22 protein-coding genes are annotated in these 24,504 nt (G+C 66.6%); 16 read left to right on the top strand and 6 right to left on the bottom strand.

Annotated elements, in window-relative coordinates; translation table 11 throughout:
- Positions 1-99: 99 nt before the first annotated feature.
- The 4 genes from CXG43_RS11015 to CXG43_RS11000 all read left to right on the top strand — a co-directional run bounded on the left by CXG43_RS11015 (position 100) and on the right by CXG43_RS11000 (position 4,711).
- Complete coding sequence (locus tag CXG43_RS11015; protein WP_101099992.1) at positions 100-2,322, top strand: TonB-dependent siderophore receptor; 2,223 nt, start codon at positions 100-102, stop codon at positions 2,320-2,322.
- Between the two features lie 99 nt (positions 2,323-2,421).
- On the top strand, positions 2,422-2,754 hold the full coding sequence (locus CXG43_RS11010) for a DUF3649 domain-containing protein (RefSeq protein ID WP_101100121.1): 333 nt from the start codon (positions 2,422-2,424) through the stop codon (positions 2,752-2,754).
- Positions 2,751-4,385, top strand: a complete 1,635-nt coding sequence (locus CXG43_RS11005) for a PepSY-associated TM helix domain-containing protein (RefSeq protein ID WP_101099991.1) — start codon at positions 2,751-2,753, stop codon at positions 4,383-4,385. Before CXG43_RS11010 ends, CXG43_RS11005 begins: the two co-directional genes overlap by 4 nt.
- Positions 4,382-4,711 (top strand): DUF3325 domain-containing protein, encoded by a 330-nt coding sequence (locus CXG43_RS11000; protein ID WP_101099990.1) that lies wholly within the window; start codon positions 4,382-4,384, stop codon positions 4,709-4,711. Before CXG43_RS11005 ends, CXG43_RS11000 begins: the two co-directional genes overlap by 4 nt.
- 117 nt (positions 4,712-4,828) lie before the next feature.
- Here CXG43_RS11000 and rlmKL read toward each other — a convergent pair whose 3' ends face one another.
- Positions 4,829-6,964, bottom strand: coding sequence for a bifunctional 23S rRNA (guanine(2069)-N(7))-methyltransferase RlmK/23S rRNA (guanine(2445)-N(2))-methyltransferase RlmL (gene rlmKL / locus CXG43_RS10995; RefSeq protein ID WP_101099989.1), 2,136 nt, complete (start codon positions 6,962-6,964; stop codon positions 4,829-4,831).
- A gap of 288 nt (positions 6,965-7,252) precedes the next feature.
- Positions 7,253-7,780 carry a hypothetical protein gene (locus CXG43_RS10990; RefSeq protein WP_101099988.1) on the bottom strand — a complete coding sequence of 176 codons (528 nt, stop codon included), beginning with the start codon at positions 7,778-7,780 and terminating at the stop codon, positions 7,253-7,255.
- A gap of 72 nt (positions 7,781-7,852) precedes the next feature.
- Here CXG43_RS10990 and CXG43_RS10985 point away from each other — a divergent pair, with 72 nt between their 5' ends.
- Positions 7,853-8,422 (top strand): N-acetylmuramoyl-L-alanine amidase, encoded by a 570-nt coding sequence (locus CXG43_RS10985; RefSeq protein WP_101099987.1) that lies wholly within the window; start codon positions 7,853-7,855, stop codon positions 8,420-8,422.
- A gap of 51 nt (positions 8,423-8,473) precedes the next feature.
- Here the strand turns inward: CXG43_RS10985 and CXG43_RS10980 are convergent, their stop codons facing one another.
- The 3 genes from CXG43_RS10980 to CXG43_RS10970 form a co-directional block, all read right to left on the bottom strand.
- Positions 8,474-9,379, bottom strand: coding sequence for a sulfurtransferase (locus tag CXG43_RS10980; protein ID WP_101099986.1), 906 nt, complete (start codon positions 9,377-9,379; stop codon positions 8,474-8,476).
- Positions 9,376-10,188 carry a CoA pyrophosphatase gene (locus tag CXG43_RS10975; RefSeq protein ID WP_101099985.1) on the bottom strand — a complete coding sequence of 271 codons (813 nt, stop codon included), beginning with the start codon at positions 10,186-10,188 and terminating at the stop codon, positions 9,376-9,378. The genes CXG43_RS10980 and CXG43_RS10975 overlap by 4 nt, the downstream gene beginning before the upstream one ends.
- 99 nt (positions 10,189-10,287) lie before the next feature.
- A complete protein-coding gene (locus CXG43_RS10970; RefSeq protein ID WP_042614363.1) occupies positions 10,288-10,989 on the bottom strand; it encodes an FKBP-type peptidyl-prolyl cis-trans isomerase in 702 nt (233 codons plus the stop codon).
- Between the two features lie 204 nt (positions 10,990-11,193).
- On the opposite strand from CXG43_RS10970, the gene CXG43_RS10965 reads away from it, so the two are divergent.
- The 11 genes from CXG43_RS10965 (at position 11,194) to rnt (ending at position 21,414) form a co-directional block, all read left to right on the top strand.
- The gene (locus tag CXG43_RS10965; protein ID WP_198551393.1) at positions 11,194-11,952 is read left to right on the top strand and encodes an enoyl-CoA hydratase-related protein; all 759 of its coding nucleotides are present in this window, start codon (positions 11,194-11,196) and stop codon (positions 11,950-11,952) included.
- Between the two features lie 3 nt (positions 11,953-11,955).
- Positions 11,956-12,312, top strand: a complete 357-nt coding sequence (locus CXG43_RS10960; RefSeq protein ID WP_101099983.1) for a hypothetical protein — start codon at positions 11,956-11,958, stop codon at positions 12,310-12,312.
- Positions 12,312-13,001 carry an endonuclease III gene (gene nth, locus CXG43_RS10955; RefSeq protein WP_101099982.1) on the top strand — a complete coding sequence of 230 codons (690 nt, stop codon included), beginning with the start codon at positions 12,312-12,314 and terminating at the stop codon, positions 12,999-13,001. The genes CXG43_RS10960 and nth overlap by 1 nt, the downstream gene beginning before the upstream one ends.
- A 183-nt stretch (positions 13,002-13,184) precedes the next feature.
- Positions 13,185-14,396 carry an OprO/OprP family phosphate-selective porin gene (locus CXG43_RS10950; RefSeq protein ID WP_101099981.1) on the top strand — a complete coding sequence of 404 codons (1,212 nt, stop codon included), beginning with the start codon at positions 13,185-13,187 and terminating at the stop codon, positions 14,394-14,396.
- A gap of 205 nt (positions 14,397-14,601) precedes the next feature.
- Positions 14,602-15,621: a phosphate ABC transporter substrate-binding protein PstS gene (gene pstS / locus CXG43_RS10945; protein ID WP_042614357.1), complete on the top strand. Its 1,020-nt coding sequence runs from the start codon at positions 14,602-14,604 to the stop codon at positions 15,619-15,621.
- A gap of 446 nt (positions 15,622-16,067) precedes the next feature.
- Positions 16,068-17,159 (top strand): phosphate ABC transporter substrate-binding protein PstS, encoded by a 1,092-nt coding sequence (gene pstS / locus CXG43_RS10940; RefSeq protein ID WP_042614356.1) that lies wholly within the window; start codon positions 16,068-16,070, stop codon positions 17,157-17,159.
- Between the two features lie 85 nt (positions 17,160-17,244).
- Positions 17,245-18,213: a phosphate ABC transporter permease subunit PstC gene (gene pstC / locus CXG43_RS10935; protein WP_042614355.1), complete on the top strand. Its 969-nt coding sequence runs from the start codon at positions 17,245-17,247 to the stop codon at positions 18,211-18,213.
- A complete protein-coding gene (gene pstA / locus CXG43_RS10930) occupies positions 18,213-19,076 on the top strand; it encodes a phosphate ABC transporter permease PstA (protein ID WP_101099980.1) in 864 nt (287 codons plus the stop codon). Before pstC ends, pstA begins: the two co-directional genes overlap by 1 nt.
- A 19-nt stretch (positions 19,077-19,095) precedes the next feature.
- Entirely contained in the window at positions 19,096-19,926 is an 831-nt protein-coding gene (gene pstB, locus CXG43_RS10925) for a phosphate ABC transporter ATP-binding protein PstB (RefSeq protein WP_101100120.1), read from the top strand.
- 32 nt (positions 19,927-19,958) lie between these two features.
- Positions 19,959-20,663, top strand: coding sequence for a phosphate signaling complex protein PhoU (phoU, locus tag CXG43_RS10920; protein ID WP_042614352.1), 705 nt, complete (start codon positions 19,959-19,961; stop codon positions 20,661-20,663).
- A 166-nt stretch (positions 20,664-20,829) separates the two neighbouring features.
- A complete protein-coding gene (gene rnt, locus CXG43_RS10915; protein ID WP_042614351.1) occupies positions 20,830-21,414 on the top strand; it encodes a ribonuclease T in 585 nt (194 codons plus the stop codon).
- 68 nt (positions 21,415-21,482) lie between these two features.
- Here rnt and CXG43_RS10910 read toward each other — a convergent pair whose 3' ends face one another.
- Entirely contained in the window at positions 21,483-24,419 is a 2,937-nt protein-coding gene (locus tag CXG43_RS10910; RefSeq protein ID WP_232767758.1) for a ligand-binding sensor domain-containing diguanylate cyclase, read from the bottom strand.
- Positions 24,420-24,504 lie beyond the last annotated feature (85 nt).

Raw genomic sequence — 24,504 nt, 5'->3', positions numbered from 1 at the left:
TGACGATGGGAGCGGGCGCTGCATGCTGGCGCTGGGCATGCGCGCCTGCGCGGCCGTTTCCATCGCCGGCTTTTTTACCTGCATGGAATCGCACCCCTCATGTCGTCGCTGTCCAACGCTTCCCCCCGTTCGCTGCTCGCGCTTGCCATCACCAGCCTGTTGCTCGCTTCGGCCGCCCACGCAGACACCCCGGCCGATGCCTCCGCGCGTACCCTGGACGCGGTGCAGGTCACCGCCGATGGTGAAATCCGCAACGGCTATACGGTCAAGCACGCAAACACCGCCACCAAGCTGGACCTGTCGCTGCGCGAAACGCCGCAGTCGGTCACCGTGGTCACCCGCCAGCGGCTGGACGACATGGGCCTGTTCGCGCTGTCCGATGTCATGGGCCAAGTCACCGGCGTGCACGTGTCGGTCACCGACAGCGAGCGCATCAACTATGTGTCGCGCGGCTACAACATCACCAATTTCCAGGTCGATGGCATGCTCAACACCTTCGGTGGGTCGATCAAGACCAACACCGACAGCGTGATCTACGAGCGTATCGAAGTGATCCGCGGCGCCACCGGCCTGACCACCGGTGCCGGCGATCCTTCGGGCACCATCAGCTTCGTGCGCAAGCGCCCCACCGATACCTTCCAGGCCGGTGCCAACCTGACCGTGGGCCGCTGGGGCAACCAGCGCCTGGAAGCCGACCTCGGCGGTCCGGTGGCACTGGATGGGCGCATCCGGGCGCGCGTGGTGGCGGCCAAGCAGCAGAGTGATTCCTTCCGCGATGTGTACCAACTGGACAAGGACGTGTTCTACGGCATCGTGCAGGCCGACGTCACCGACAGCACCCTGCTGGAGCTGGGCTATGAGTACCAGTCGCCGCATACCTCCGGGGTGACCTGGGGCGTGGTGCCGTACTGGGGCGCCGATGGCACGCCGGCGAACCTGCCGCGCTCGACCAACCTGTCAGCCTCGTGGAGTGCCTGGCCGATCGTTGAAAAGACCCGCTTCGTGCGCCTGGAGCAGCAACTCGGCAACGGCTGGTCGGCCAAGGCCAGCCTGACCCACGCCGACCGCGATACCGATGGCAGTGTCTGGTATGGCGCCCAGGGCTATCCGCGCGCGGATGGCACCGGCGTGTCGGCTTACGTTTCGCACTTCAACGAGCAGAGCACGATGGAGGTGTTCGACCTCAACGCCAGCGGTCCGTTCAAGCTGTTCGGGCGCGACCACGAGCTGGTGTTCGGTCTGGGCCGGTCGGTGCGCAAGGGGGAATCCGATGCGCTCGATTTCGACTACACCTCCGCCTATGCGGTGGTGCCGGACTGGCGCAGCTGGACAGGCGATGTGCCGCGCTTGCCGGTCACCCGGCTGGGCTACCTGGCATCGGAAAACGAGCTGAAGCAGAGCGCCGCTTACCTGGCCGCACGGCTGCAGCTGGCTGATCCGCTGCTGGCCGTGGTCGGTGCACGTTATGGCAGCTGGGAAACCAGGACCTGGCGCTATGCCCATGACGCCGCCGGCAACCTGACCGCCACGACCCGCACCGGCTACAAGCCCGATGATTCGCTGACTCCGTACCTGGGTCTGGTGTACGACTTCAACGCGATCTTCAGCGGCTACGTCAGCTACGCCGATATCTTCCAGCCGCAGAATTACCGCGACCGCAGTGGCGACTATCTGGAACCGGTGGTCGGCACGATGTGGGAAGGCGGCCTGAAGGCCGAGTTCTTCGGCGGCCTGCTCAATGCCTCAGCGGCAATCTTCGAAGGCGAGCAGGACAACGTGGCCGAGATCGATGATTCGGTCCCGCCGTCGTCGCTGCCCGATGGCAGCCAGGCCTACCGTTCCACCGGCAAGGGCAACAAGGTGAAAGGCTGGGAGCTGGAAACCCAGGGCAGCATCGGCGAGCACTGGAACCTCTCCGCCGGCTTCGCCCACACCACCATCCGCAACCGTGCCGGCGTGCTGCAGAAGACCACCAACCCGCAGGACACCTTCCGGCTCAACGCCAGCTGGCGCCCGGGCGGCATCGACGGCCGGTTCTGGCTGGGCGGTGGTGCGACATGGCAGAGCGGCATCTGGAACAACAGCACCAAGCCGCGCGCGGACTACCTGACCAGCGGCCGCACCGAAAGTGCGCGCATCCAACAGGATGCGTTCTACCTGGTGAACCTGTCGGCCGGTTACCGCTTCAATCAGAACTTCAGTGCGCAGCTCAACCTCAACAACGTGCTGGACAAGGCGTACTACAACAATGTCGGCTTCTACCAGGGCGTGTACTGGGGCGAACCGCGCAACGTGACCATGACGCTGCGCTGGAAGCTCTGAAGATCTGATGGATGCCGCCGGCGATGTGCCGGCAGCCGGCCACGGATGGCCACCTTTTCCACCGGCAGCGATGCCATCAACCGCAACTGCAGGATCACCGTGGACCGCTCGCCTTCTACTGCCAACACGACCGCCAACACTCGCTTGGCCACGTTCTTCGCCCGCCCCGGCTGGGGGGTGTTTTCGCGCAGCATGGCCGCCATCTTCGGTGGCTACGCGCTGGCCGCGGTGACCAGCGTTTTCTGCGCGCTGGCGTTGCCCGGCGCGCGCGGACAGACCGTGCTGACCGGCATGCTGCTGGCGATCGTGGTGTGTGCCTGCGCGGCGCTGTGGGCCTTTGCCACGCGCACGGCGTTGCGCGCATGGATCGGTATTCTGCTGCCCACCGTGGTGATGGCGGCGGTTGCGCGGGCACTGGGAGCGTGGGCATGAAGAACGGATTCCGCCAGTCGATGGCCTGGCTGCATACCTGGACCGGCCTGCTGGTGGGCTGGCTGCTGCTGTTGATCTTCATGGCCGGCACCGCCAGCTACTACCGCGAGGAAATCAGCCGCTGGATGCGCCCGGAACTGCCGGCCACGACAGTCAGTACCGACGTCGCGGCCGAGCGCGCGGTGCACTACCTGCAGGAACACGCCGGCCACGCCGAGACCTGGTTCGTCACCCTGCCCGACCCGCGCAACCCGGCCATGCGCATGTTCTGGCGCAATCCCGAATCGATGGTCAAGCCGCCGGTGGAAGGCGAGCGCCGCCGCCGCGGTGGCGGACGCTTCGGCGATGCCACGGTCGATCCGAACACCGGCGACAAGCTGGAAGCCCGCGAAACCCGCGGCGGTGAGTTCTTCTACCGCCTGCACTTCGACCTGCACTACATTCCAGTGCTGTGGGCGCGTTACCTGGTGGGCTTCTGCGCGATGTTCATGCTGGTGGCGATCATCACCGGGGTCATCACCCACAAGAAGATCTTCAAGGACTTCTTCACCTTCCGCAAAGACAAGGGCCTGCGTTCCTGGCTGGATTTCCACAACGTCAGCGCGGTGATGGCGCTGCCGTACCACGCGATGATCACCTACACCGGCATCGTTACCCTGATGGTGATGTACCTGCCGTGGGGCATCAAGGCGGCCTACCCGACCGATGAAGATGCGTTCTTCAGCGAAGCGTTCGGCGGCATGCCCGAGGTCAGTACACCGGCCGAAGGGCGCGCTGCACCGCTGCCGATCCAGCAGTTGCTGGACAGCGCGCGCACGCACTGGAAAGGCGTGGATGTGTCCGGCTTCAGCGTCGCCCACCCGGGCGCGGCCAATGCGGTGATCGACATCCGCCAGCGCGATGGCCGCCGCTTGTCCGTCGATACACCGGCGCTGCGCTACGACATGGTGACCGGCACGCTGCTGATGGAATCACCGGCCTCCGGCGCAGCCACTGCCACCCGCGGGGTGATGTACGGACTGCACCTGGCCCGCTTCGCCGACTGGGGGCTGCGTGCGTTGTTCTTCCTGTCCGGCCTGACCGGCTGCCTGATGGTGGCCAGCGGCGTGGTGCTGTGGGCAGTGAAGGAACGGCCCAAACATGCCAAGAGTGGCCGGATCGGCTTCGGCCTGCGGCTGGTGGACGCGCTGAACATCGGCGCGGTGGCGGGGCTGCCGATTGCGTTCGCATCGTACTTCTGGGGCAACCGGCTGCTGCCGCTGCAGCTGCCCGAGCGCGCCGATGCGGAGGTCAGCGTGTTCTTCTACGCTTGGGGCGCGGCCCTGCTGGCAGCGTTCATCTGGCCCAAGCGGCTGATGTGGACTTGGCAGCTGTACCTCGGCGCGGCCCTGTTTGCGTTGTTGCCGCTGCTCAATGCGCTGACCACGCATGCCCATCTGGGCGTGACCATCCCGGCCGGCGACTGGGTATTGGCCGGCTTCGACCTGGTGATGCTGGCCTTCGGCGCAATGCTGGCGATGTGCGGCTGGCGGATGCAGCGCTGGACGCCGCCGTTGAGCGCGGCAGAGAAGAAAAAGCGCGCGGCCGCGGCAGCCGGGGGCAGTGCGGTGCCGATCGAGGCGAAGGCATGATGCTGCTCGCCTTGGGCCTGTCCTTCAGCGCATTCACCGCGCTGTCGCTGGCGATGGAAAAGCACCAGCTGGACCTGCATGGAAAGCAGGCCGCCCCGGTGTCGCGGCGTCGGCAGTGGTCGGGGCTGGGCTGGGTGCTGCTGGGCGCGGCATTCGGGCTGAGCGTGGTCGACCACGGCTGGGCGATGGGACCGGTGCTGTGGCTGGGCACGATGACCATCGCCGGGCTGCTGCTGGCCTTCGGGCTGTACCCGTGGAAGCCACGCTGGATCGCGCCCCTGGCGCTGGCGTTGCCCGCGCTGGGGCTGGTTGCGGCGTTGGTTTGACCGTGTTTGTGGGTGACGACCGTTGGTCGTCACGCTTCAGCGCCCCGCGCGATCCCGGTAGTGACGACCAACGGTCGTCACCCACCGTAAGCGTCGGTCATCACCCACCGGCTGCCATCACAGCGCGCGCAGTTCCCACGCGCGATGGATGCGCGCGTTGCGTTCGAAATCCGGCCCGATGGTGCGCGGGCTGATCTCGCGGCACGTGGCGAACCCGGCGATCGCGTTTTCTTCCAGCTTGAAGCGGCGGAAGTTGTTGGAGAAGTACAGCACGCCGCCCGGTGCAAGCCGGGCCACGGCCGCGCGCAACAGCCGCAGCTGCTCGCGCTGCACGTCGAAATCTTCGGCACGCGCGGAGTTGGAGAAGGTCGGCGGATCGCAGAAGATCACGTCATACAGGCCTTCGTCGGCCTCCAGCCAGGCCATCGCATCGGCCTGCACCAGCAGGTGCTGGTTGCCGCCCTGCCCGTTCAAGGCCAGGTTGTCGTAGCACCACTGCAGGTAGGTCGCTGACAGGTCCACGCTGGTGGTGCTGGCCGCCCCCGCCACCGCCGCCTGCACACTGGCCACGCCGGTGTAGCAGAACAGGTTGAGGAAATGCTTGCCGCGTATCTGTTCGGCCATCGTCCGGCGCAGCGGACGGTGGTCCAGGAACAGGCCGGTATCCAGGTAATCGAACAGGTTCACCCGCAGCAGCGCGTTGTTCTCGCGCACGATGAGGAACTCATCGCGCCGCTCGAAGCGACCGTACTTGCTGCCGCCCTTGCCGCGCTCGCGCGACTTCAGCGCCACCTGCTCCGGCGGCACCTGGAACACCTCGCGCGCGGCCGACAGCAGTTCGTTGCGGCGACGGCGTACGTCGTTCTCGGGGATGGTCGCCGGCGGGGCGTATTCCTGCACGTGCAGGAAGGTGCGGCCCTTGCCGCCGTCTTCCTGGTAGACGTCGATGGCCGCCGCGTATTCGGGCAGATCGGCATCGTAGGCACGGAAGCAGGTCACCTGCTCGCGCGCACGCCAGGTCTTGAACTTCTTCAGGTTCTTGCGGATGCGGTTGGCCACCATCTGCGCGCCTTCGCTGAGTTCGCGCGGCACCGCCGGGTCGCGCTTGGGCACGGCCACCGGATCACAGACGATCAGCGCGCACTCCAGCGCACCGTTGAACATCTGGTACTTCTTGCCGGCACGCAGGCCGGTGGCGAAGGCCAGTTCGTCATCGCCACACAGCAGGCTGGCGCGCCACTGCGGTACCGCCTTCTGCAGGGCATCGCCGAGGCGGCGATACAGCGCCGGATCGGCCGCCAGCCGCTCGTCGTAGGGCGGATTGCAGACCACCGTGCCGATCTCCAGCGGCGGCGCCGGCAGGTCATCGATGTCGGCGCGGGTGAAGGTGATCGCATGCGCGACGCCGGCCACTTCAGCATTCTCGCGTGCCGCGGCGATCGCCAGCGGATCGATATCGCTGCCGAACACCACCGGCTTCAACGCCGCCAGGCCGGCGGTCTCGCGCTCGCGCGCCTCGGTCAACAGGGCCTTCCAGCTATGCTTGTCAAAGCCCAGCCAGCGGCTCGGCGGCAGGCTGCCGTGGCGCATCAGGCCGGGCGCGACGTCGGCGGCCATCAGGGCGCCCTCGATCAGCAGCGTGCCACTGCCGCACATCGGGTCCAGCAGGCCACCCCCGGCAGCATGCAGGCGCGGCCACTGGCCACGCAGCAGCACGGCGGCGGCCAGATTCTCGCGCAGCGGCGCATCATGCGCGGCGCCACGCCAACCGCGGCGGTGCAGCGGGCCGCCACCGAGGTCGATGGAGATCGTGGCCCGGCCTTTGCGCAGGGACAGGTTGATGCGGATGTCGGGCAGATCGGTATTCACCGACGGGCGCTCCAGCCCCTCGCTGCGCATGCGGTCGACCACCGCGTCCTTGATCCGCTGCGCGGCAAAACGCGCATGGGTGATCTTGTCGCCGGACACGTGGGCATCCACGGCCAGAGTCATCTCCGGCTTCATGTGGTCCTGCCACGGCATCATGTGCACGCCGTCATACAGGGCCTGTTCGTCGGGGCATTCGAACTCGGCCAGCGGCCACAGCACGCGGCTGGCCAGGCGTGACCACAGCACCACGCGCTGCGCCTGGGCCAGGTCGCCTTCGGCGTTGGCGCCGGCAATGGTGGCGGTCGCCTTGGCAAGGCCCAGGGCCGACAGCTCGTCGGCAAGCAGGTATTCCAGGCCCTTGGCGCAGGAGACGAAGAAATTCACGGGATCGGTTTCGCAGGTGGGGCGGCCGCTTGCGCGGCGCAGGATCGGGCAGGCCCTGGCAACAGGCCCGCGCCCATGCCGGCGGCACGGGGGCACCATTGTAATCGCTGGCGGGCCGGCCCGCCCTGAAGGGTGGCGGGTGCTGGGACAAGAGCGTGACGACCAACGGTCGTCACCCACCGTGGGCAGAGTCGTCACCCACCGTGGGGAATGGTGGTCATCCACCTTGGGGAATGGTGGTCACCCACCTTCAGGCCTTGGTGGGTGGCGACCGTTGGTCGCCACGCCTTACAGCCGGCGCAGCAGGGCCTCGAAGGCGGCCGCCGATTCGGCCACGTGGTCGTTCAGGCGGTGGCCGTCGTTGACCAGCAGCAGCGAAGCGGCGCGCTTGCGCGCCCATTCGATGACCCCGGCCGCAGGGATCAGTTCGTCATGCCAAGCGTGGACCACGCTGGTGGGGACAGCGGCCGCATCCAGGGCCGGCATGGGGCCCATGGTGGTTGGCGGCACCATCAGGAACAGGCCGGCCACCGGCACCTGCAGCGAGGCGATGGCGGAGATGTAGGCGCCCAGGCTGGAACCTGCCAGCACCACCGGGCCGCGTGCCACGGCCGACGTGGCCCGCTCGATCAGCCGCTGCAGCCGTGCCGGCACATCGCCGAGCCGGCTCACGTCCGCTTTGGCGTCCAGGTCCATGAAGTCGGGCCGCTCGTGGGTCCAGCCCAGGCGCTCGGCAACGTCGGCCAGCGCGGTCACCTTGATGGCATCGGGGCCGCTTTCGAAGCCATGCGAAAGGATGCAGTGGCCGCGGCTCATGCGGACACCGGCAGAACGCGCGCAGGGGTCATTTCGGGAATGCAGTTCATCGCGCAATGCTAGCATCGGCACATGCCGAATCCGCTGATTCCCGGGCTGCAGATCCAGCCGCTGCCCTATCACGACCTGCTGCCACTGCGCGCGACGGATACGCTGCAGACGGTGGTGGTGCATTGCACCGAACTGCCCGACCTGGCCATGGCGCGCCAGTACGGTGAGAAGCCGCTTTACGAGAGCGGCACCGGCAACAGCGGGCACTTCTACATCGACCGCGATGGCAGCGTGTACCAGTACGTGGCCACCGACCGCATCGCCCACCACGTGCGGGGCATGAACGATAAGTCCATCGGCATCGAGCTGGTCAATACGGGCCGTTATCCGGACTGGTTCGACAGCCGTTGCCAGACCATGCCGGAGGCCTATCCCGAAGCACAGATCGCCGCGCTGGTGCGCCTGGTCCAGGCATTGGCGGCGCGGTATCCGTCATTGCGCCACATCGTGGGCCATGACGAGCTGGACCTGGAGCAGATCCCGGCCAGTGACGATGCGGCGAACAAGGTGGCGCGCAAACGCGATCCCGGTCCGTTGTTTCCGTGGCGCGAGGTACAGGCCGCCGTGCCGCTGCAGCACGCCGTGCCGTGAACCAAGCAGATGTGTAGTGGCGAGCTTGCTCGCTACTACGGGTCAGGGAGGCTATGCGCCGGTCGCCACCGGCCGGCTGCCGTCACTGATCCAGCCGCTCCAGGAATCGGCATAGATGCGTGCGCCGTGCAGGCCGGCCGATTCCATCGCCAGCAGCAGATGGCAGGCGGTAACCCCGGATCCACACATCAGCACCACCTGCGCCGGATCATGCGCGCCGATCACCTGCTGCAGTTCGGCGCGCAGTTCATCGGCCGGGCGCATCCTGCCGCCCGCCACGTTCAAGCCGAACGGGCGGTTCACGGCGCCAGGTACGTGGCCGGCCACCGGATCCAGCGGCTCCACTTCACCGCGGAAACGTTCGTTGGCGCGTGCATCGACCAGCCAGCCGGATGCGTGTTTCAGCCGCATTGCCACTTCATCCACGCTGGCCACCTGACGGGCATCGAGGTGGCCGGGATACGGTGGCAGGGCGGCAGGTTGGACGGCCTCGGTGGCCACCGGAAGACCTGCCTGCTGCCACGCCGCGAAGCCACCATCGAGCACGGCCACCTGGCGGTGACCCATCAAGCGCAGCAGCCACCACAGGCGCGCGGCCGCCATGCTGCCTTCGGCTGCGTCGTACACCACCACCTGCGTGTCCGGGCCGATACCCCAGCGACCCACGGTGACAGCGAAGGTCGCGCTGTCCGGCAGCGGATGCCGGCCGTGGCCCACGCTGCGCTTGTCCGATAGATCGTGGTCGAGGTCGGCATACACCGCACCGGGAATGTGCCCGGCGGCGTACTGTGCTGCCCCGGCCTGGGCATCAGCCAGCGAAAAACGCGCATCGACCACGCGCACTGCGGTGCTTGCCGTGGCGCGCGCGTCCACCACGCGGAGCACATCGGCATCGAGCATCGCGGCCAATGATGCCGCATCGACAAGCGGGGTCCAGCTTGCATCGTTGGCGTTCATGACACTTCCTCCAGGCGACGGCGCAGGTTGTACAGGATGGCCGCAGTTGCGCCCCATATGCGCTGGCCGGGCCAGCTGTATTCCAGGACATGGCGCACGCGTCCACGATGGACGATTTCCACGTGGCGCAGGTTGTCCGCTGACATCAGGAAGTCCAGCGGCACCTCGAACACGTCGGCCACTTCGTCAGGCGAGGGCACCGGCTTGAAACCTGGATCAATCACCGCCACCACCGGCGTCACGCGGTAGCCGGTTATGGTCACGAACGGGTCCAGGTAACCCAGGGCCTGCACCTGGCCGGCCGCCAGCGCGATCTCTTCGTTGCTTTCGCGCAGCGCCGCGGCCATCGCATCGGCGTCGTCGGCTTCGGTGCGGCCACCGGGGAAACCCACCTGCCCCCCATGCTGGCGCAGCGCTTCGGTGCGGCGCGTCAGGATCACCTGCGCGCCGGTGGCACGCGGCACGATACCGGCCAGCACCGCTGCTTCGACAAGCGGTCCGGGCGGCAGCAGATCCTCCAGCTCGCTGCGGTTCCAGCCATCCCCCAGCGGCGGCGCATCCAGCGGATGCAGCGCGCGCATCAGGCGTTGATGATCGGCCAGCGAGCCTTCCAATGAAGCTCGGAGCTGCTCGCGCAGTGGCAGGCGATGGTGCATGACGTGCTGCCGTTCGCGCTCGCTCATCGACGACCACCGCGCGATTTCGTCGAGGCTGCGCAGGCAGCCGGTGCACGACCGATGCGGGTCGAGTTCGCATTTTCCAATGCAGGGACTGGGCACGGCACGTGCTGGTTTTTCCGTGGTTTGCACCGCCGTACATTACCGCGAATGGACCGCGGCCGGCACCCGGCGCAAACAAAAACGCGCCGGTGGAAGCCACCGGCGCGTCGGGTTGAACGGTGTTGCTGATTACTTGACGCTGACCAGCTTGATTTCGAACTGCACGGCCACGTTCGGCGGGAACGGGGTACGCGGGTCGGCACCATAGGCCTGTTCCGGCGGCAAGGTCACTTCCCACTTCGAACCGGCCGGCATCTGCAGCAGGGTCTCGCGCATGGCCTTCATTTCCACTTCGCTCAGCTTCATCGCAGGAATCTGCTGGGCGGGGCGTGCTTCAGCCGGACGGGTGCCGTACGGGAACGGACCGGCCACTTCCAGCTGCACGGTGCTGGCCTGCGTCGGCTTGGCGCCCTTGCCGGCTTCGATCACGCGGTACTGCACGCCGCTGGCCAGGGTCTGCACGCCGGCCTTGGCCTTGTTGGTGGCCAGGAACTGGGTGCTCTTGGTCTTGTTTTCAGCAGCAGCCTTGTCGTACTCGGCCTTGGCGGCCTGCGCACGACCCTGTTCGCGCTTCTGGAACGCTTCAACGGCCGGCTTCAGCTGGTCGGCGGTAATGGCCGGCTGCTTCTTGGCGTAGGCATCCTGCAGGCCCTTCACCACCGAGTTGATGTCCAGCTGCTCACCGCGACCGGTCAGCTCGGCAAGGTTGTTGCCGTAGTCATAACCGAAGTAATAGCTGAGCTTGCCCTTTTCGGACGCAACGTCCTGGGCGAAGGCATTGCCCGTCAGGGCCAGGGCCGCGACGGCGACCGCGATAGAACGCAACTTCATCAAACAATTCTCCAGGGGTGGTAACTCAGGGGGCGTTTTCGCCGCCCTGAGGCGACGGGTTAGGATAGCGGCCGCGAGGGGGGTTCCGCTACTGACAACGCAGGCTTTGACCTGATTGCGTTTCAAGAGTTCAACATCACTGTTTTTTAACGTTTCTGGAGATTCCGCGTGGCCGACGCCCCGATTACCGCCCCCGTTGCCGTAATGGACCACGGTGCCATCCGCACCGTGACGGTGCAGCGGCCGGAGAAACTCAATGCACTCAACGGGGAAACCCTGCGCGCGCTGGCTGCGTCCTTCGAGGACGCCGCCCGGGACCCGGCCGTACGCGTTGTGATCCTGACCGGCGCCGGGCCGAAAGCCTTCGTTGCAGGGGCTGACATCAGTGAGATGAACACCCTGTCGGCCGTGGAGGGGCGGGACTTTTCCCTTCTGGGACAGCGCCTTATGCGTCAGATCGAGCGGATGCCCAAGCCGGTCATCGCACGCGTGAACGGGTTCGCACTGGGCGGCGGGCTGGAGCTGGCCATGGCCTGCCACCTGCGCATTGCCGTCGATACCGCCCGGCTGGGCCAGCCGGAGATCACCCTGGGGCTGATTCCCGGCTTCGGCGGCAGCCAGCGCCTGCTGCGCCTGTGCGGACGCGCCGCCACGCTGGAACTGTGCCTGCTGGGCACTCCCATCGATGCCGCACGTGCGCTGCAGCTGGGCCTGGTGAACGAAGTCGCCGGCGCCGACGCGCTGGATGCGCACGTGGCCGCGCACGCCGAACGCCTCGCAAACGCGGCGCCGCTGGCCCTGCGGGCGCTGCTCGATGCGGTGCATGTAGGCGGCGAATGCAGCCTGGAATCGGGTCTGGAATACGAAAGTGCGCAGTTCGGGCTGCTGTTCGCCACCCAGGACATGCGCGAAGGCACCAGCGCCTTCCTTGAACGCCGCCCTGCCGTATTCCAGAACCGCTGAACCATGGCACGTGCGATCGACCCTGCAGTGCTGTTGGAACGGGTGTTGGCCGACGACCTGGATGGCGCGGTACAGGCTGGCCTGATGGAGTACGCGCCCGGTGAGGCCGATCCCAGCCGGGTGCCCGGGCATCCGGATCTGCCGCAGCGGTTGCTGCAGGCCCAGCACCAGCTGCGCCAGGCTTGGGCAGCACGGGAGCGCTACCGGGCACGTGCGGTACGCCTGGCGCGCCGCGAAGCCGAGCGCGACGCGCGCCGCGCACCGCCGCCGGCACCCGACCAAAAGCCCGCCCTGCCCTATGCCGCCGCGGCGATCCTGGCGCGCGCCAAGGCGCGGGCGGCCGTCCCCAAAGGAAGCTGATGGCTACCGCCAGCAAGACCGCACGCGCGCCTGCGCGGCGTACCGCGAAGATGCCGCGCGCCGACGTGGTGGAGATGTTCACCCGGTTGCGCGAGCTCAATCCGCATCCGAAGACCGAACTGGAGTACAGCTCGCCGTTCGAGCTGCTGGTGGCCGTGGCGCTGTCGGCGCAGGCCACCGACGTGGGCGTCAACAAGGCCACGCGCAAGCTGTTTCCGGTGGCCAACACGCCGCAGGCGATCCTGGACCTGGGCGAAGAAGGCCTGAAGCGCTATATCTCCACCATCGGCCTGTTCAACGCCAAGGCGAAGAACGTGATCGCCGCCTGCCGCCTGCTGGTGGAGCAGCACGGCAGCGCGGTGCCGGAAGACCGCGCCGCGCTGGAAGCCCTGCCCGGCGTGGGCCGCAAGACCGCCAACGTGGTGCTCAACACCGCCTTCGGGCAGCCGACCATGGCGGTGGACACGCATATTTTCCGGGTGTCCAACCGTACCGGGCTGGCACCGGGCAAGGATGTGCGCGCCGTTGAGGACGGGCTGATGAAGGCGATTCCAGGGGAGTTCCTGCGCGATGCGCACCACTGGTTGATCCTGCACGGGCGCTATGTGTGCAAGGCGCGCAAGCCCGACTGCCCGCAGTGCGTGATCCACGATCTGTGCCTCTACAAGGACAAGACACAAAGCGCCTGAAGCCATTGCGCGGCCTGCCATCCCGACGCAATCCTGCCGTCATATGGATCGGGCCTGATAAGGGCCCTGCGCCACGGCAAAGGCCGTGGCGGCCGGGGCGCGTTCGCGAACTGTCATATTTACGCAATCTTCACGATCTAGCCTGCGCGCATCTTCCCACCTGCCTGCAAGGCTACTTTCTCCATGAAACTGCATCGCCAACTTCTCACTGCGGCCGTTGCGGCTGCGCTGTTCGTCCCGGCCGCCCACGCTGAAGTGGCCATCGATGTGATCGGCGGTTCGGAGATCACCTTCGAAGGCCTGGTCCAGGCCGATGGCAACTGGTTCGACAATGATGTAGCCGACCTCAACGGCGGCGATGCAGCCAACGGCAAGGACAGCGAGTTCGAGCTGCGCCGTGCCGAACTGGTGCTCAAGGGCAAGGGCCCGGGCAACGTGGAATGGGTGGTCGGCTACGACGCGAAGGCCGACAAGTTCCTCGACACGAACATCAAGTACAAGCTGGGCGGCAACAGCAGCCACTTCATCCAGCTGGGCCAGTACAAGCAGCCCAACAGCCTGGAAGAACTGTCCAGCACCAAGAACAACGACTTCATCTCCAAGGCCGCGGTGACCAACACCTACGCCGTGGCGCGTCGCCTCGGCGGTGCCTGGGGCTACGGCCAGGACAACTGGTCGGTGACCGCCAGCGCCTTCGGTCGCGAACTGACCCGCAACCTCGCCCACGGCAGTGGCTACGGCGCGCGCGGCACCTTCGCCCCGATCAACGAAAAGGGCCAGGTGCTGCATTTCGGCCTGAGCTACGTGGCCTATGACACCGACGCGGACACCCTGCGCGTGCGTGCCCGTCCGAATGCCGACCTCGCCACCGTGCGCCTGATCGACAGCGGCAACATGGTCGACACCGACAACGTCACCACCCTGGGCGTGGAAGCGATGTACATCGGTGGCCCGTTCAAGGCGCAGGGTGAGTACTACAGCAGCAAGGCCAAGCGCATGGCCAACGACAACTACACCAGCGATGGTTTCTATGTCAGCGGCCTGTGGAACATCACCGGCGAAACCTGGGGCTACAAGGGCGGCGTACCGGGCACCGGCCTGCCGGACAACCCCGCCAGCGGCATGTGGCAGCTTGGCGCACGCTATGACCACATGGACCTCAACGACGGCAACCTGAGCGCCAACCCGGTCGCCGGACGTCCGCCGATCGTGGACGGCGTGCTCGGCGGCAAGATGGATATCTGGACCGTGGGCGTGAACTACTACTGGCGCTCCAACACCAAGTTCGCCCTGAACTACGTGATGGTGGACAGCCAGAAGTACAGCTCCAGCGTGCGTGGCTTCGTCAATGACGACCCGAACATCCTGGAAGCACGCCTGCAGTTCTTCTGGTAAAACCTGCAGTTGCAACACGCTGATCAGCAGGGGCACGGCATTGCGCCGTGCCCTTCTGCGTTTGTGGGCACCTTCCCGCCGTCTGGTCGGTTTTTACGCTGTCATGGATGCGTCATGTGACAGTCGCGCTGGTGTCACGCAATCGTTATGGAATGTGCAGCGACACGACGGGTACCCACCCGTCCACCACCCAGGAGCCATCCCCGTGATCCACGCCTTCAAGTCGCGCGCCGCCGTCGCCATCCTGGCCGCGTCGTCCGTCTTCGCCGCCAACGCCGCTGATGTGACCGGCGCCGGCGCGTCCTTCATCTTCCCCGTGATGTCCAAGTGGTCGGCCGATTACACCGTCGCCACCGGCAAGAAGGTCAATTACCAGTCCATCGGTTCCGGCGGTGGCATCGCGCAGATCAAGGCCGCCACGGTCGACTTCGGTTCCTCCGATGCGCCGCTGAAGCCGGAAGAGCTGGCTGCTGCAGGCCTGGCCCAGTTCCCGTCGGTGATCGGCGGCGTGGTGCCGGTGATCAACGTGGCCGGCATCGCCCCGGGCGCGCTGAAGCTGGATGGCGCCACCCTGGCCAACATCTTCCTGGGCAAGATCAAGACCTGGAACGACCCGGCCATCGCCGCGCTGAACCCGGGCCTGACCCTGCCGGCGGCGAAGGTCACCATCGTGCACCGCTCCGACGGTTCGGGCACCACCTTCAACTTCGTCAACTACCTGTCCAAGGTCAGCCCGGAGTGGAAGACCAAGGTCGGTGAAGGCACCTCGGTCCAGTGGCCGGCCGGCATCGGCGGCAAGGGCAACGAAGGCGTCGCTGCCTACGTGAAGCAGATCAAGGGCGGCATCGGCTACGTCGAACTGTCCTACGCGCTGCAGAACCGCATGTCCTACGCTTCGATGAAGAACGCCGCCGGCAATGTCGTGCAGCCGTCGGACACCACCTTCGCCGCCGCTGCCGCCAGCGCCGACTGGGCCAACGCCAAGGACTTCTACCTGGTGATGACCAATGCACCGGGCGCCCAGGCTTGGCCGATCACCGCCACCAACTTCATCCTGGTGCGCAAGCAGCCGCGCAACGTGGCCAATGCGAAGGCGACCCAGGACTTCTTCCGCTGGATCTACAAGAGCGGCGACAACCAGGCCAAGCAGCTGGACTATGTGCCGCTGCCGGACAGCCTGGTGCAGCAGATCGAAACGTACTGGACGCAGAACCTGAAGTACTGATCCATCACGACATGGGGCCGGCGGGGACTCTCTCCCTCCGCCGGCCCCGTCCGGGGCGCGTGACCTTTCCAGGGTTGCGCGTTTTTTTTTGCGCCCGGTCTTGCTCGCGTGCATGCTCGGGCGAGTGGGCGAAGGGAGCTGGGCAGGACACGCCGCAAGTACGTCCATGTAGGCTTCTGTTCGGCTCCTGCCTCACAGAGTCCTGCCCAGCTCCCTTCGCCCACTCCTGACAGACTGCGGGCGCGGTGGGGGTGAAAGGCGAGAGCAGAAGCCGCGCAGTTCTGGTCCCCCGCGCGGGAAGCGGGCGCTGGCGTGGGGGTGTGAAAGGCCCGTCATATGGTGACGTGGCGGGTGTTCGTGACCTGCGTCATCAGGCTGTAACAAAAACATCATTTCATAGCCGCAACCGCCGGACAGACCGGCAACCTACCGCTATGGAGTGACGCATGAAACTGCAGAAGGCCGGCCTGGCCACCCTTTCCCTGGCCATTGCCCTCGGCCTGTCGGCCTGCGGCGGCAACGAAGCGCCGACCGCCCAGCAGCCGGCCGATGGTTCCACTGCCGCGGCCCCGGCCGCCGGTGACAAGGTCAGCGCCGAAGTCTCCGGCGCCGGCGCTTCCTTCATTTTCCCGCTGGTGTCCAAGTGGTCGGCCGATTACAACGCGGCCAGCGGCGCCAAGATCAACTACCAGTCGATCGGCTCCGGCGGCGGCATCGCCCAGATCAAGGCCGGCACCGTTGATTTCGGGTCGTCGGACAAGCCGCTCAGCAGCGAAGAGCTGGCCCAGTCCGGCCTGGCGCAGTTCCCGTCGGCGATCGGCGGCGTGGTGCCGGTGGTCAACATCGAAGGCCTGGAGCCGGGCAAGCTGCGCCTGAGCGGCGCCCTGCTGGCCGACATCTTCCTGGGCAAGATCAAGACCTGGAACGACCCGGCCATCGTCGCCGCCAACCCGGGCGTGACCCTGCCGGAAGGCAAGATCACCCTGGTGCACCGCTCCGATGGTTCGGGCACCACCTTCAACTTCACCAACTACCTGTCCAAGGTCAGCGCGGACTGGAAGGGCAAGGTCGGCGAAGGCACTTCGGTGCAGTGGCCGGACGGCGTGGGTGGCAAGGGCAACGAAGGCGTGGCTTCGTACGTGAAGCAGATCAAGGGCTCGATCGGCTATGTCGAACTGGCCTACGCCCTGCAGAACAGCATGCCGTACACCTCCATGCAGAACGCGGCCGGCACCTGGGTGCAGCCGAGCGCTGAAACCTTCGCCGCCGCTGCCGCCAGCGCCGACTGGGCCAGCGCCAAGGACTTCAACCTGGTCATCACCAATGCACCGGGTGAGCAGGCCTGGCCGATCACCGCCACCAACTTCATGCTGATGCAGAAGCAGCCCAAGGATGCCAAGCGCAACCAGGACGCACTGGCGTTCTTCAAGTGGGCCTTCGAAAACGGCCAGGCGCAGGCCAACGAGCTGCACTACGTGCCGCTGCCGGCCGAGCTGGTCACCCAGATCGAAGCCTACTGGGGTACTGAACTGAAGTGATGCCGGCACGGTGCCCGCCCCGCGCGGGCACCGTCCTTTCGAGTACCGCGTCACCCCGCCCCCAACTGGCCGCGTCGCCTATCCCATGAATGCCATCGCACAGCCTGCCGCCGTACCTTCCACGCGTGATGCGCGTGACGCCCGCAATGACCGCCTGTTCCGATGGGTGCTGGTCGGCACCGTCATCTTCGTCCTGGCCGCGCTGGCCTGCGCCGCGCTGTCCATGCTGTGGGGCGGACGCCACGCCCTGGAAGCGCAGGGCCTGAGCTTCTTCTACTCCTCCGAATGGAATCCGGTGGAGAACAAATTCGGTGCGCTGGCACCGATCTACGGCACCCTGGTCACCGCGCTGATCGCGATGGTCATCGCCGTACCGGTGAGCTTCGGCATCGCCTTCTTCCTGACCGAAGTCGCCCCGCGCTGGATGCGCGGCCCGGTCGGTACGGCCATCGAACTGCTGGCCGGCATTCCTTCGATCATCTACGGCATGTGGGGCCTGTTCGTGCTGGTGCCGGTGATGACCGAGTACGTGACCCCCTTCCTCAATGAAACCCTGGGCGAATGGCCGATCATCGGCCCGATGTTCCAGGGTCCGCCGCTGGGCATCGGCATGCTCACCGCCGGCTTCGTGCTGGCCATCATGGTCATTCCCTTCATCTCTTCGGTGATGCGCGAAGTGTTCCTCACCGTGCCGACCCGCCTGAAGGAATCGGCCTATGCGCTGGGCTCGACCAAATGGGAAGTCAGCTGGGACATCGTGCTGCCCTACACCCGCTCGGCGGTGATCGGCGGCATCTTCCTCGGCTTGGGGCGCGCCCTTGGCGAGACCATGGCGGTGGCCTTCGTGATCGGCAACAGCGTGCGCCTGTCGCCTTCGCTGCTGGAGCCGGGCACCACCATCGCCGCGCTGATCGCCAATGACTTCGGCGAAGCCACCGAGACCTACCGTTCCGCCCTGCTGCTGCTCGGCTTCGTCCTGTTCATCGTCACCTTCGTGGTGCTCGCCATTGCCCGCCTGATGCTGATGCGCCTGTCCCGCAAGGAGGGCAACTGATGTCCACTGCCACTGAATCGCTGTATCTGCGCCGCCGCATCGGCAACATCGTGGCGATCCTGCTCTCCGTCGTCACCGCGCTGTTCGGCCTGTTCTTCCTCGGCTGGATCCTGTGGACGCTGTTTTCCAAGGGGTTGCCGGGTATCAACTGGGCGCTGTTCACCCAGATGACCCCGCCGCCCATGCAGGAAGGCGGCCTGGCCAATGCCTTCTACGGCAGTGCGGTGATGTGCGCCATGGCGATCGGCATCGGTACCCCGCTGGGCGTGCTGGCCGGGACCTGGCTGGCCGAGTACGGCAACTTCCGCAAGGCCGGCACGGTGGTCCGTTTCGTCAACGACATCCTGCTGTCGGCCCCGTCGATCGTGCTGGGCCTGTTCGTCTACACGCTGTTCGTGATGCAGACCGGAGGCAGCTTCTCCGCCTTCGCCGGTGCGCTGGCGCTGGCCTTCATCGTGCTGCCGGTGGTGGTGCGCACCACCGACGAGATGCTGCGCCTGGTGCCTTCGCAGATGCGCGAAGCGGCGCTGTCGCTGGGCATCCCGCAGTGGAAGGTCACCGTGCAGGTGCTGTACCGCAGCGCCTCGGCCGGCATCGTCACCGGCATCCTGCTGGCGCTGGCGCGCATTTCCGGCGAGACCGCCCCGCTGCTGTTCACCGCCTTCGGCAACCAGTACTGGAGCAGCAATGTGTTCCAGCCGATGGCTTCTGTGCCGGTGGTGATGAACCAGTTCGCCGGCAGCCCGTACGAATCCTGGCAGGTGCTGGCCTGGGCCGGCGCACTGGTGCTGACCGTCTTCGTGCTCCTTATCAGCCTGAGCGCACGCGGCATCCTGCTGCGCAACCGTATCTCCCATGACTGACCTTTCCGCGGACACTGCCATGAACGATCTTTCCAACGCCGTGCCGATGCAGCGCATCGTGGTCCCGGCCTCGCATGAATCGCTTGCCACCCCGGCGCCGGTCAAGCTGGCCGCGCGTGGACTGGACTTCTACTACGACAAGTTCCATGCCCTGAAGGGCATCGACATCGAAGTGCCGGAGAAGCGAGTCACCGCGCTGATCGGCCCTTCCGGCTGCGGCAAGTCGACCCTGCTGCGCATCTTCAACCGCATCTACGCGCTGTACCCGAAGCTGGAAGCCCGTGGTGAGGTGCTGCTGGATGGCGAGAACATCCTGTCGCCGAAGTACCCGATGAACCGCCTGCGCAGCAAGGTCGGCATGGTGTTCCAGAAGCCGGTGCCGTTCCCGATGACCATCTTCGAGAACGTGGCCTACGGCATCCGCCACCACGAAAAACTGTCCAAGGCGGACATGAACGACCGCGTGGAGCATGCGCTGCGCCAGGGCGCGCTGTGGGACGAAGTGAAGGACAAGCTGGGCCAGAGCGCGCTGGGCCTGTCCGGTGGCCAGCAGCAGCGCCTGTGCATCGCACGCGCCGTCGCCCTGCGCCCGGACGTGCTGCTGCTGGACGAACCGACCTCCGCGCTGGATCCGATCTCCACCAGCCGCATCGAGCAGCTGGTGGAGGAGCTCAAGCACGATTACACCATCGTCATCGTGACCCACAACATGCAGCAGGCCGCGCGTGTTTCCGACTACACCGCCTTCATGTACCTGGGCGACCTGATCGAGCATGACCGGACCGAAGTGATCTTCTCGCAGCCCAGCAAGCAGCAGACCGAAGACTACATCACCGGCCGCTTCGGCTGATCCGACGCACGCCCTTTTTCGAGAGCATAGACATGAACCTTCCCAACGACCACATCGTCAAGAGTTACGACGAAGAGCAGCAGCGCCTGGTCGCCGAAATCGTGCGCATGGGCGAGATGGCCGTGGCACAGCTCGAGGCGTCGATGGACGTGATCGAGAAGCGCGACGAGAATGCTGCCCGCCGCATCATCGCCAACGACGAAGCCATCGACGCGCTGGAACAGCAGATCAGCCACGACGTCATGCGCCTGTCGCTGCGTGGCCCGATGGCGCGCGACCTGCGCGAGATCCTCGCTGGCCTGCGCATCCCGGCCGACATCGAACGCATTGGCGACTATGCCGCCAACGTGGCCAAGCGCTCCATCGCGCTGGGCAAGGTGCCGCCGCTGCCGCAGATCCAGGGCCTGCGGGCTCTCGGCCGCTTGGCTGCGGTGCAGGTGCGCCGGGCCATCGAGGCCTACCGGGACAACGACGTGGAAGCGGCGCTGGCGCTGCGCGAAGACGACGCCCGCCTGGATGCGCAGTACACCGCGCTGTTCCGCGAGCTGCTGACCTACATGATGGAAGACCCGCGCAACATCACCCCCTGTACCCACCTGCTGTTCATGGCCAAGAACCTGGAACGGGTCGGCGACCACGCCACCAACATCGCCGAGAACGTCTGGTTCCTGGTGCATGGCGAACAGCCGCTGCCGCCGCGCGAGAAGCGCGACGAGACCTCCAGCGCTGCGGAGTGATCCCCCCGGCGTGGCAGTGCCCGGAAGCCGAGCCCTGCTCGGCTTTCCTCGTTCATGGCCCCTGGAGGGGGCGACCGGCGGCCTCTGTTAGAATTCGGGTATGACTGACACCCCGCTGCCCCCGCCCGTCGACGCCCCTGCCCCGCCTCCTGCCACGCACCGTGCGATGTCGCAGCGCTTCCGCGGCTTCCTGCCGGTGGTGGTGGACGTGGAAACCGGCGGCTTCGACTGCCGACGCAATGCCCTGCTGGAAATCGCGGCGGTTCCCATCGAAATGGACGACAACGGGCTGCTGTACCCGGGCCAGACGGCCAGCGCGCATGTAGTGCCGGCCGAAGGCCTGGAGATCGATCCCAAGTCGCTGGAGATCACCGGCATCATCCTGGACCACCCGTTCCGGCTGGCCAAGGAAGAGAAGCACGCGCTGGACCACATCTTCACCCCGGTGCGTGCGGCGATGAAGAAGTACGGTTGCCAGCGCGCGATCCTGGTCGGCCATAACGCGCATTTCGACCTGGGATTCGTCAACGCCGCGGTCGAGCGCGTGGGCCACAAGCGCAACCCGTTCCACCCCTTCAGCGTGTTCGACACGGTGACCATGGCCGGCATCGCCTACGGCCAGACCGTACTGGCCCGCGCCGCCACTGCGGCAGGACTCGGCTGGGATGCCGAAGAGGCGCACAGCGCGGTTTATGACACCGAGCAGACCGCCAAACTGTTCTGCACGATCGCCAATGCCTGGCCGCGCTGAGCTGCATTGGAAGCGCGACGACCACCGGTCGTCACCCACGTGGACGAGCATCGGTTGACCCGAGTGGGTCAGCCGATGCTCGTGCGATCGCGACCGTCGCTCTTGGCGCGGTAAAGCGCGCGGTCGGCGCGCTGGTACAGCAGCTTGGGCGTGCGGTCGGCCGGGTCCAGCTCCACCAGGCCGGCGCTGAAGGTGACCCGCAGGTCCGGGATCCCGGCCCAGTCCGGATGGTCGTGGAACAGCCCGTGCAGGCGAGCGCAGACCTGCGCCGCTTCCTCCAGCCGGGTGTCGTTGAGCAACAGGGCGAACTCTTCACCGCCGGTGCGCGCAGGCAGGTCCGAATCGCGGCAGGCGGAGGCCAGCACCTGCGCCACCTCGACCAGCACCGCGTCGCCCACGCTGTGCGAATGGCGGTCGTTGACGTTCTTGAAGTGATCCACGTCAAGCACCACCAGGCACAGCGGATGCCCGCTGCGCTGCGAACGGGCGAAGTCACGCGCCATCGTTTCGTCGAAGGCACGGCGGTTCGGCAGGCCGGTCAGTGCATCTTCGCGGGCCTGGCGTTCGAACGCCTCGGACTGCAGCGCCAGCCGGTCCACCAGGTCGCTCTTCTCTGAATTCAACGCATGCAGGTGCACGGTCTGCGCCTGCAGGTCGCGCGTGGCCTCGTCCACCATGCGCGCCAGGCGGATATTGGAGGTCTTGTAGCGGTTGATCAGGAAACGGTACAGGGCGATCAGCGCGGCCAGCAGCAGCAGCGCCGCCACCGCCTGCACGCTGTGCCGCTGCCACCAGAACGGCTCGATGGTGAACGACCACACCGCTTCACTGTCACTCCAGGCGCCGCCTGGATGCGCCGCCGATACATGCAGGGTGTAATCACCCGGCGGCAGGCCGATGAACTCCACGCTGCGTTGCTGCCCGCGCTCCACCCAGCCACTGTCCAGTCCGTCCAGCCGGGTGCGGTAGCGGATCCGTTCGGACATCAGGTAGCTCAAGCCGACAAAGCTCACCGCCAGCCGTCGCCCGCCTTCGATGCGATTGCGCTCGCTGCCTTCCCAATGGATGGGTGCGCCGTCCACCTGCACGTTCTCGATCGCCGCCGGCGGCGCCAGACGCTCGCGGAAGCGCTGCAGCCGCAACGGATCAACCATGCTCAGGCCGCCGGCGGTCACCACCCAGTAGGTGCCGTCCTGGCGCAACAGCGCCGCCGGACCGGAACTGCCGTTGGCCTGCGAGTTCGCCATCCCGTCGATTTCGTTGTAACGCTCCACGTCCAGGCGCGGGGCGCGGCCGTCGGCCACTTCGTTGAGCATGCCCATGTCGGTACGCAGCACGCCGCGGTTGCTGCTGATCCAGACGTTGCCCACTTTGTCCGGCACCAGCTGGAACACCGTGTCCACCGGCATGCCCTGCTCCAGCCCGACGCGCGAAAGCACGCCGTGCTGATAGCGATAGAGACCGCGGTCGCTGCTGATCCACATCGCATCGCCGATCTGCTGGAACCCGAACACACTGCGCCCCCCGCCCAGTCCGGCCAGGTCGATGTACTGCACGGTATCGCCGCGCAGCACGCGGATGCCTTCGATGGTGCCGATCCACAGGTTGCCGGCGGCATCGTGGGCCAGCGCGGTGATCAATGCGGTCGGCATGCCTTCCATGCGCGGCAGGCTGGCACCCTTCTCATCGATGCGTGCCACGCCCCTCTGGGTACCGGCCCACACCACGCCCTGCGCATCGATGCTGATCGCGCGGATGTTGCCGATAGGCACCCCGTCGACGCTGTCATAGGTGCGTTCGGGATGCCCGCTTTCGTCCAGCCGCATCACCCCGTCACCGAAGGTGCCTACCCATACAGCGCGGTCCCTGCCCTGTGCCAGGCTCAGCACCGATGGGGGCTTGCCGCCCCGGTTATGCAGGATGACCGGTGCGAAACGACCGTCCGCGCCGCGCCGGTCCAGGCCGCTGGCGCTGCCGACCCACAGCGTGCGCTGCGCATCTTCCAGCACCGTGCGCACGTAGTCACCGCTCAGGCCGTCGCGCTCGGTATAGCTGGCGAACAGGGTTTCGCGCAGCCGGTACAGCCCGCCATTGGCGCCGACCCAGATGCTGCCTTCGGCATCCTCGCGCAGGCTCACCACCCGCCCGCCGGGCAGGTTCAGGCCCGCCGGCAGGCGCTCCAGTCCGTGCTGTGAAATGCGCAGCAGGCCCTGGTTCTCCGTACCCAGCCACAGATCGCCGTGGCGATCCTGCAGCATGGCGGTCAGGTGGATCTGCCCTGGCAGGCGATGGACCAGGTGCGGTGTATCGTCCTGCAACCGGTACAGGCTCTCCCCGCCGACGATCCACAGCACCCCATCGGGAGCGCGGTAGGGCCACACCAGACCGCTACCCACGCCCCAGGCGGCTGGCGCGCGCTTGAGCGTGCCATCGGTATCGCGCAGCACCAGGCCGTCCAGGGTTCCGATCCAGACCCGGTCCTGCGCATCGACCACCAGCTTGGTGAAGTTCAGCGCGAACGGCAGATCCTTCGGTGGCGCCTCGTAGACCATCTTCCCGTCCGGCCCCAGATAGCCGATTCCCTTGCCTTCGAACAACAGCCACAGGCGGCCATGGCTGTCCATCTGCATCGCCTGGATGAGAACCTGTGGAGTGTGCTGCTGGCGCTGCCACACGTCCCACTGGCCATCGGTCGAACGCCGGGTGATGTTGCCGCGCGAATCGCTGATCCACAGCCCGCCCTGCCGGTCCACCAGCAGCGAGCCCACGCCGTTGTCGCGCAGGCCGGGGCGCGTGCTGCGGTCGAAGACGGTGAAATCCAGGCCGTTGTAACGCACCAGGCCTTCCCAGGTGGCAAACCACAGGTGGCCTTCGGGGGTCTGGGCGATGTCGCGCAGCGAGTTGTGCGGCAGGCCATTGCGTGAGGTCCATACATCGATGGCGTAGTCGCGCAGCGGCGGCGCGCCGCCGCCGTGCGCGGATGCCGGCAGGCAGCCCACCAGCATCAGCAGCCCCAGCAGCACGTGCAGCGCCAGGCGCCGCAAGCCGGCCACGTCTCCATCGCGCCGCCGCGCGATGGCTTGAATCCCC

This window comes from Stenotrophomonas sp. Bg11-02 (genome assembly GCF_002836635.1).
GTDB lineage: Bacteria > Pseudomonadota > Gammaproteobacteria > Xanthomonadales > Xanthomonadaceae > Stenotrophomonas > Stenotrophomonas lacuserhaii.
Note: the sequence above shows the minus strand (reverse complement) of the source record. Positions and strands in the feature narration are given on the sequence as shown.